The following is an 8,282-nucleotide window of genomic DNA, read 5'->3' on the forward strand; positions in this document are numbered from 1 at the left end:
GCAGCGAATAGAGCATGCCGTCATGGCCCATGGCGATGCCGTCATCGACGGCGATAGTGTTGAACTCCTTGGCAACGCCGCCGGCCGCCTCGATCTCGCGGGCGACAAGCTGGCCGAGATCCTTCAGGTGCACGTGACCCGGCACGAACTGGGTGAACGAATTGACGACGGCGATGATCGGCTTGCCGAAATCGCCTTCCTTCATGCCGGTCGCGCGCCAGAGACCGCGCGCGCCGGCCATGTTGCGTCCATGGGTCGTCGTTCTGGAACGATAGGCTGGCATGGGTCTTCCTTTCCAAAAATTTCGGGCGTCGGTACGGGAGCTCCTCTTCTCCGTACAGCCCTTTTCGGGCGAAAATCCGCCGTATTGAGTGTGTCGTAACGCAATTCACGAGGCCTGTCACTATCGCTTGGGGCGAAAATGGTACTCTCCGGTACGGTTGTGTGCGACCTGACAATCTGCTTTCAACGGCCCATATTTCGTGCGAAAGTTCCGGTTGAGAGGCCTATCTTAAGAAGCTTGGGAGCGGGCGATGAAGCGAGATTCGATCACTGTGCAGGCTGTATGGGATGACGAGGCTCATGTTTGGGTTGCAAGCAGCACGGATATTGACGGGCTTGCCGTTGAAGCGGAAACGGTGGAACAGCTTCGCATCAAGGTGGTCGATGCCATCTCCGATCTTATCGAATTGAACGGACTGGCTTTTGACGCGAGAGAAATTTCCGTCCACATCCTGGCTGATCACATGGCAAAAGTGCCCAACCCAAGCTTCTAGCGCGTTATGGCGGGCTATCTGCGTGAACTCAAAAGGCTTCTGACCGAGGCCGGATGCGAATACATCCGGCCCGGAAAAGGCGATCATGAGATCTGGCGCAGCCCGATCTCCACCCGGCACTTCACGGTCGACAGCGGCACGAAGTCCCGCCATACGGCAAACGAGACGCTGAAGCAGGCAGGCCTTCCAAAGGCCTTCTGACCTCCCATGCACCGCACGCCTCTCACGCCCCGTACACGAAAATGTGGTTCAGATGTTTGTTGTGAAGGGGGAAACTATAGGCGATCTTCCGACGTATAGCGTCATGAATGCCAATTCGGGAGGCTGAGATCATGCCAGCATACAAACCGCCGCACATTCCGGCCTCTGAGATCACGCCGGAGCACGTATACCTGAAGCGCCGCACGCTTCTGGCCGCGGGCCTTGCCGCCGGCGCCACCTTCGTCACGGGCGCGGGCAGCGGCGAGGCGAACGCGGCGACGCTCACCCAGGGAGAGGCGCTGAAGACGGTGCCCGGCCCCTTCCCAAAGCCGAAGCGCGCGGAAACGAGCTTCGAGGACGTGACCAACTACAATAATTTCTACGAGTTCGGCACCGGCAAGGCCGATCCGTCCAGGAATTCCGGCAAATTCCAGCCCTATCCCTGGACCTTCGAGATCGGCGGCATGGTGCAGAAACCGCAGACCGTCGATATCGACACGCTGCTGACGACGTTTCCGCTGGAAGAGCGCGTCTACCGCATGCGCTGCGTCGAAGCCTGGTCGATGGTCATTCCCTGGGTCGGCATTCCGCTGAAATCGATCCTCGACATGGCGGAGCCGACGGGCTCGGCCAAATATGTCGCGTTTGAAGGCGTGGTGCGGCCAAAGGAAATGCCCGGCCAGAGCGGCTTCGGCCAGCCCATGCCCTGGCCCTATGTGGAGGGCCTCAGGCTCGACGAGGCCAACCACCCGCTCACCATCATCGCCGTCGGGCTCTATGGCAAGACGCTTTTGAACCAGAACGGCGCGCCGATGCGGCTCGTGGTGCCGTGGAAATACGGCTTCAAGGGCATCAAGTCGATCACCAAGATCACGCTCACGGACAAACAGCCGCCCAACAGCTGGAACCTGCTGCAGCCGAGCGAATACGGCTTCTATGCCAATGTGAACCCGAACGTGCCGCATCCGCGCTGGAGCCAGGCGACCGAGCGCGTCATCGGCGAGGATGGCGGCCTCTTCGGCGGCGGCAAGCGCATCGATACACTGATGTTCAACGGTTACGGCGACGAGGTGGCAAGCCTTTACGCCGGCATGGACCTTGCGAAATATTACTGATCCGGCGGCGCAGAACATGGCTCAGAAACCTGCGAGGAAATCCGGCGCCGCCTGGTGGCGCCCCGCCTCTGTCTGGGCGCTCTATGCCGTCGGGCTTCTCCCGGCCGTCTGGTATTTCTGGCTCGGCGCGACCAACAATCTCGGCGTCGATCCGGTCAAGACCTTCGAGCACCTGCTCGGCATCTGGGCGCTGCGCTTCATCCTGCTGACGCTCTGCGTCACGCCGCTGCGCGATCTCGCCGGCATCAACCTCCTGCGCTACCGGCGTGCGCTCGGCCTGCTCGGCTTCTATTATGTGTGCTTTCATTTCCTGGTCTATCTGGTGCTCGACCAGCAGATGAACCTCTCCGTCGTCGTGGAAGACGTGATCAAGCGGCCGTTCATCACCTTCGGCATGATCGCGCTCGTGCTCCTCATCCCGCTGGCGCTGACCTCCAACAATTGGGCGATCCGAACCCTGAAGCAGAACTGGATCCGCCTGCACAGGCTGGTCTATGTCATCGCCGCGCTCGGCACGCTGCACTTCGCCATGGGCCGCAAGGTGATCGGCCCGGAGATCATGTTCTACATCGCCGTCTGCGTGCTCCTCCTCGGCTATCGCCTCATCCGCCCGAAGCTGATGGAGCGCAAGCGCGCGCGGAAGAAGGCGGCGCGGATGCAGGCGGGCCTCAATCATGCGAAGTGATTTCCAATGACCGTCATTCTGATCGGCGGCACATCCCATGCCGGAAAATCGAGCCTTGCAGCGCGCATAGCCGGCAAGAGAGGCTGGACGCAGCAATCGACCGATATGCTTGCCCGCCATCCGGGGCGGCCGTGGCCCGAACCCCGCCCCGAGATTGCCGAGTTCTACAGCCAGCTCTCGCCGGATACAGCGCATTGGCTGCTGCTCGCACACCACGAGAACATGCGACCGATGATCGGGCGGGTCATTGGCGATGCACGCTCGCGAGGGCGGAACCTCGTGCTCGAAGGCTCGGCATTGAGGCCGGAATATATGGCCGACTGGGCGAGCGAGACTGTGCATTGTCTGTTCCTGCATGCAGAACCCGATCACATTGCCGAACGGATTTATGCGAACAGTCGCTACCACGAACAAGCCGGAAGCCAGCGTGCCCTGATCGACGCCTTCATCACCCGCTCGCTGATCGACAACAATGCCGGGCTCGAAAGCGCCCGCAAGCACGGCATCAGAATCGTGTCGGCCACGACAGACGAGGCAGCAACCGAACTTCTTGCAGGCCTCGCACCCTGAAACCGTTCGGACGGAGAACCACCCCATCGGGGCCAGACAGTCCGCGTCATGCTTTCGCCGTATAGAGACCCCTATTTTGCGGAGCGTTCCCGCAAACCGCAACAAAGGCCTCACGTGAACACAGCCTCGCCGCCATTCATCGGTTCACTCGATACCTGGCTCATGGACATCTGTCCCGTGCCAGGACTTACGGGCATCCGCCGCTTTGCCGTCGAGTTCCTGTTCTTCGGCCTCAAGGAGGCGCGGGCCTGCCTGTTTGCCGGCCTGTTCTTCGTTTCGATCTTCATCGTGCCGCGCGAAGGCGTCCTGGGACTGCCGCGCTATGACGTGCTGCTGGTCATCGCGCTTTCGATCCAGTTTTCCATGATCCGGCTCGGGCTGGAGACCTGGGACGAATTCCGGGCGATCTGCCTGTTTCACATCGTCGGCTTCGCGCTTGAAGTGTTCAAGACGTCCGGCGCGATCCAGTCCTGGTCCTATCCGGACTTCGCCTATACCAAGCTTTTCGGCGTGCCGATGTTTTCCGGCTTCATGTACGCCGCCGTCGGCAGCTATATCATCCAGGCCTGGCGCATCCTTCAGGTGCGCATCCTGCACCACCCGCCCTACTGGATGGCGGCGCTCGTGGCGCTGCTGATCTATGCCAATTTCTTCACCCATCATTTCATCGGCGATTATCGCTGGTATATCGCGGCGCTTGCGATCGGGCTTTAGCGCGGTCAACGGTCGTCTTCCGCCCCTATGACCGGGACCGGAAAATGCCGATGCTGCTCGCCTTCATCCTCATCGGCTTCTTCATCTGGCTTGCGGAAAACATCTCGACCTTCTTCGCCATCTGGCAATATCCGGACCAGATCGGCGCCTGGTCGACCGTGCATCTCGGCAAATGGAGTTCATGGACGCTTCTGGTGATCATGACCTTCACCATCGTCGTCTCGCTGAAGCATATCCGGGAGAGCATCCACATTCCGCGCTGACGCCTGAGCGGCGGTCCGGACGTCAAACTCAAAAAGCGATCTTCGCGTCGAGGGCCGAAAACGGCTGAACGGCCGACAGCAGCGCTTTCGCCTGGTCGGCGTCGCGGTGCATCTGGGCGACGAGGGCCTCCAGCCCGTTGAACTTCAACTCGTCGCGCAAGCGCCCGAAGAGAGAGACGGAACCGGTCTCGCCGTAGAGATCGCCCTTGAAATCGAAGATATAGGTCTCCAGCAGCGGCCGTCCGTCTTCCACCACGGTCGGGCGGCGGCCGAAGCTTGCCACCCCGTCATGCAGCGTGCCGTCCGGACGGCGGTAACGCACGGCATAAATGCCGGGGCGAAGCTTGGCGTCGGGATCGAACGCCATGTTGGCCGTCGGAAAGCCGAGCGTGCGGCCGAGTTTTTCGCCATGGATCACCTCGCCGGTAACCGTGTAGCGATAGCCGAGCAGGCCTGACGCCTCCACCACCTTGCCGCGGGTCAGAAGGTCTCGGACGCGGCTGGAGGAGACGACCTCGGCATTCTCGTCGCGGAAGGCATCCATCAGCGTCACGCCGAAGCCGTGGCGCTTGCCGGCCTGCATCAGATAGGCCGGCCCGCCCTCGCGGTTGCGGCCGAAATGGAAATCGAAGCCGGTGACGACCTCGCTCGCCGCCAGCCAGTCGAGCAGCACCGTGGTGACGAATTCTTCCGGCGAGCGCTGCGAAAAGGTTCGGTCGAAGGGATATTCGATGACCGCGTGATAGCCCATCGCCTCAAGCAGGCGCGCCTTCATCGGCGCCGGCGTCAGCCTGAAGACCGGCGCCTTGGGGTTGAACACCGTGCGCGGATGCGGTTCGAAGGTCAGCACCAGCGCCGGCACGCCCCGCTCCTCGGCAAGCGAGAGCGCGCGCCCCAGCACGCTTTGATGACCGCGATGCACGCCGTCGAAATTGCCGATGGCCACCACCCCGCCCTTCAGTGCGGACGGCAGGGGTTCGCGAAACTCGTTGCGGTGAAATACGGTCATGTTCAGCTTCCAGATGAATGCGGCCGACCTCAGGCGAGATCGGGCATCCAGTATTTCGGCTCTGCGTTCCGCTCCGTCAAGAACCGATTGAGCGACGCTTCGTCAACCTTTCCGTCGACCGTGTAGTCGCCGGCGTGAATGCCCTCGGCGATGAACAGGAGGTCGAGACCGTAGTCGAGCGCGCCCTTCACATCCGTCGGCATGCCGTCGCCGATGGCAAGGACGCGGGTCTTGTCGACTTCGCCGACCAGCGAACGGGCCGTCGCCATCGCCGCCTCGTAGATCGGCGTGTGCGGCTTGCCGGCAATGCGGGTCTCGCCACCGAGCTCTTCATAAAGGGCGGCAAGCGCGCCGGCGCAGGGGATCAGCCGGTCGCCGCGGGTGACGACAAGGTCCGGGTTGGCGCAGATCAGCGGCGCGGCGCGCTGCTGAAAGCCGACGAGCATGGCGCGGTAGTCTTCCGGGGTCTCGGTCTCGTCATCGAAGAAGCCGGTGCACAAAATGCCCTCGGCCTCCCCTTCGCCCACCAGCGCCGCGCCGGTTCCGTCGATCAGGCCGGTGTCGCGCTTCGGGCCGAGATGGAAGAGCTTGCGCGGCCCTTCGGCGACGAGCGTCTTCGTCACGTCGCCGGAGGTGACGATCGCGTCATAGCTTTCATCATAGACTTCAAGGACCGCCAGTTGCTTGACGACGGCGGGGGAAAGCCGGGGCGAATTGGTGAGCAGGATCACTGTCTTGCCGGCGGCGCGCGCATCCTTCAGCGCCTGCCGGGCCGCCGGAAAGGCCGCAACCCCGTTGTGGAGCACGCCCCAGACGTCGCAGAGCACGATGTCGTAATCGGCATAGAGCGCGCTGAGGGCGGGGATCGAACGGGGCATGGCGTGTCCTTTTGGCTTCGGGAGGGGGATACGGGCGGGTTTTGAGGCCCTAATGGTCATAACCAGCTGCCAATGGCAAGCCCCGCAAGCCCCGCGCCCAAGAGAAGCGGCACAACGCCGATGCGGAACGCGAAGAGCGCAATGGCGGCGAGAAGGCTCAACAGCAGCGACCAGACATGCAGGCTCGACCACACCGGCCAGACCGGACCGGCATCAACGAGGGGCGGCAGCGCGAAGAGTTCGACGCGTCCGACGTGATCGAACATCACATGCAGCGCGAACCAGAACGACAGGTTGGCGATGACCCCGACGATCGCCGCGCCGATGCCGGCCATGGCGCCCGAAAGCGCCGGGTTCTTTCTCAGATCTTCGATGAACGGCGCGCCGGCGAAGATGAAGACGAAGCTCGGCACGAAGATCGCCCATGCCGTGAGGAAAGCGCCGATCATGCCCGAGATGAGGGGCGCGGCAAAGACCGGCGCGGCATAGGCGCCGAGAAAGCCGACGAAACAGAGCACGAGAACCAGCGGCCCCGGCGTGGTCTCCGCCAGCGCCAGCCCGTCGAGCATTTCGGCGGGCGTCAGCCAGTGATAGGTCGTCACCGCCTCCTGCGCCACATAGGAGAGCACGGCATAGGCCCCGCCGAAGGAAAACAGCGCCACCTTGACGAAGAAGCCGAAAATGTCACTGAGCGTCCCGGCTCCGCCGAGGAGGGCCAGAATACCGAGAGGCAGCAGCCAGACGAATGTCCATACGGCAATCGTGGCGATCGCGCGCAGGCCCTTCTTCTGCCGCGCCGGTGCGGGCTCTTCGTCTTCCGCGCCCGGATCTGCACTGCTGCGCATGAGAAAATAGCCGCCAAAGCCGGCGGCAAGCACGACGAGCGGAAAGGCAACCCCGAAAACGAACAACGCCACGAAGGCAATGACGGCGAAAGCCACCGAGACCGGCCCCTTCAGCGACTTCCGCCCCATGCGCCAGAGCGCCTGGATGACGATGGCAAGGACCGCCGCCTTCAGCCCGGTGAATACCGCCTCGAGCCAGGTCGTATCGGCAAGGGCGGCGTAGAAAGCGGCAAGCCCGATAATGACGACAAGGCCCGGCACCACGAACAGCAGGCCCGCCGCCACGCCGCCGCGCGCGCCGTGAAGCAACCAGCCGATATAGGTCGCAAGCTGCTGCGCCTCCGGGCCGGGCAGCAGCATGCAGTAGTTCAGCGCGTGCAGGTAGCGGTCTTCCTTCAGCCAGCGCTTTTCCTCGACCACGATCCGGTGCATCAGCGCGATCTGGCCGGCCGGACCGCCAAAGGACAGACAGCCGATGCGGGCAAACACCGCGACCAGTTCGGAAAAGCTCGGTTTTTTATCCTGAACGGCGTTCTCCGTCACAATCTCCTCGCATTCCGGGCGGAAATCATCGGCCAAGGGTTATCGGCCGGAGATAAAACCTGTATGAAGGCCCCATTCAGGCCGCGCGCGCCTCTCCCGGCAAACGAAAAAAATCTTTTCGCCGATTTCTTGACACGCCGCACCCCACCTCCTAAATCTCCGTCATTAGCACTCACCCAGTGAGAGTGCTAACACTTATCCAGGTGGCCGCGTCAAGCGGCTGCGAATGTCATTTGATCGAGGGTACAGACAATGGCAAGCATTTCTTTCCGCCCCCTGCACGACCGCGTCGTCGTACGTCGCGTTGAGTCCGAGGAAAAGACCAAGGGTGGCATCATCATCCCCGACACCGCCAAGGAAAAGCCGCAGGAAGGCGAAATCGTCGCCGTCGGTTCCGGCGCTCGTGACGACAGCGGCAATGTTGTCGCGCTCGACGTCAAGGTCGGCGACCGGGTTCTGTTCGGCAAGTGGTCGGGCACCGAAGTCAAGCTCGACGGCGAAGACCTTCTGATCATGAAGGAAGCCGACATCATGGGCATCGTCGCTTAATCAGGCGCCTCCCACGATCCACCTTTCCAACCAGCCGGGCATATGCCCATAAGGTTTTGATAAACCAGGAGTTTTCAAATGGCTGCTAAAGAAATCAAATTCGGCCGCTCTGCGCGCGAAAAGATGATGCACGG

Annotated in this window: 10 protein-coding genes and 1 pseudogene; 7 read left to right on the forward strand and 4 right to left on the reverse strand. The window is 62.2% G+C overall.

The features are described 5' to 3' along the window. Positions 1-283 (reverse strand): dihydroxy-acid dehydratase domain-containing protein (locus AC5DC2_RS15090; protein ID WP_491699067.1); only part of this gene is annotated, 283 nt, incomplete at its 3' end. Between the two features lie 250 nt (positions 284-533). On the opposite strand from AC5DC2_RS15090, the gene AC5DC2_RS15095 reads away from it, so the two are divergent. The 6 genes and pseudogenes from AC5DC2_RS15095 to AC5DC2_RS15120 all read left to right on the forward strand — a co-directional run bounded on the left by AC5DC2_RS15095 (position 534) and on the right by AC5DC2_RS15120 (position 4,324). Next, the gene (locus AC5DC2_RS15095) at positions 534-776 is read left to right on the forward strand and encodes a DUF1902 domain-containing protein (protein ID WP_491699068.1); all 243 of its coding nucleotides are present in this window, start codon (positions 534-536) and stop codon (positions 774-776) included. 6 nt (positions 777-782) lie between these two features. Then, on the forward strand, positions 783-977 hold the full coding sequence (locus tag AC5DC2_RS15100; protein ID WP_491699069.1) for a type II toxin-antitoxin system HicA family toxin: 195 nt from the start codon (positions 783-785) through the stop codon (positions 975-977). 131 nt (positions 978-1,108) lie between these two features. After that, positions 1,109-2,092 (forward strand): protein-methionine-sulfoxide reductase catalytic subunit MsrP, encoded by a 984-nt coding sequence (gene msrP, locus AC5DC2_RS15105; protein ID WP_491699070.1) that lies wholly within the window; start codon positions 1,109-1,111, stop codon positions 2,090-2,092. A gap of 16 nt (positions 2,093-2,108) precedes the next feature. After that, positions 2,109-2,777, forward strand: a complete 669-nt coding sequence (msrQ, locus tag AC5DC2_RS15110; RefSeq protein WP_491699071.1) for a protein-methionine-sulfoxide reductase heme-binding subunit MsrQ — start codon at positions 2,109-2,111, stop codon at positions 2,775-2,777. A gap of 6 nt (positions 2,778-2,783) precedes the next feature. Then, entirely contained in the window at positions 2,784-3,347 is a 564-nt protein-coding gene (locus tag AC5DC2_RS15115; protein ID WP_491699072.1) for a hypothetical protein, read from the forward strand. A 162-nt stretch (positions 3,348-3,509) separates the two neighbouring features. Continuing rightward, positions 3,510-4,324 (forward strand): annotated as a pseudogene (locus AC5DC2_RS15120) (DUF817 domain-containing protein). 28 nt (positions 4,325-4,352) lie between these two features. On the opposite strand, the gene AC5DC2_RS15125 reads toward AC5DC2_RS15120, so the two are convergent. Genes AC5DC2_RS15125 through chrA form a run of 3 tightly spaced genes read right to left on the reverse strand, consistent with a single transcriptional unit; the run spans position 4,353 to position 7,599 of the window. Then, a complete protein-coding gene (locus tag AC5DC2_RS15125; RefSeq protein WP_491699073.1) occupies positions 4,353-5,333 on the reverse strand; it encodes a bifunctional riboflavin kinase/FAD synthetase in 981 nt (326 codons plus the stop codon). Between the two features lie 29 nt (positions 5,334-5,362). Continuing rightward, positions 5,363-6,211: a TIGR01459 family HAD-type hydrolase gene (locus tag AC5DC2_RS15130; RefSeq protein WP_491699074.1), complete on the reverse strand. Its 849-nt coding sequence runs from the start codon at positions 6,209-6,211 to the stop codon at positions 5,363-5,365. A 56-nt stretch (positions 6,212-6,267) separates the two neighbouring features. Next, positions 6,268-7,599 (reverse strand): chromate efflux transporter, encoded by a 1,332-nt coding sequence (chrA, locus tag AC5DC2_RS15135; protein ID WP_491699075.1) that lies wholly within the window; start codon positions 7,597-7,599, stop codon positions 6,268-6,270. A gap of 252 nt (positions 7,600-7,851) precedes the next feature. On the opposite strand from chrA, the gene groES reads away from it, so the two are divergent. Then, positions 7,852-8,148 (forward strand): co-chaperone GroES, encoded by a 297-nt coding sequence (groES, locus tag AC5DC2_RS15140; RefSeq protein ID WP_024708246.1) that lies wholly within the window; start codon positions 7,852-7,854, stop codon positions 8,146-8,148. The last annotated feature ends 134 nt before the right edge of the window (positions 8,149-8,282 follow it).

The sequence above is a fragment of the Martelella sp. genome (assembly GCF_984369615.1).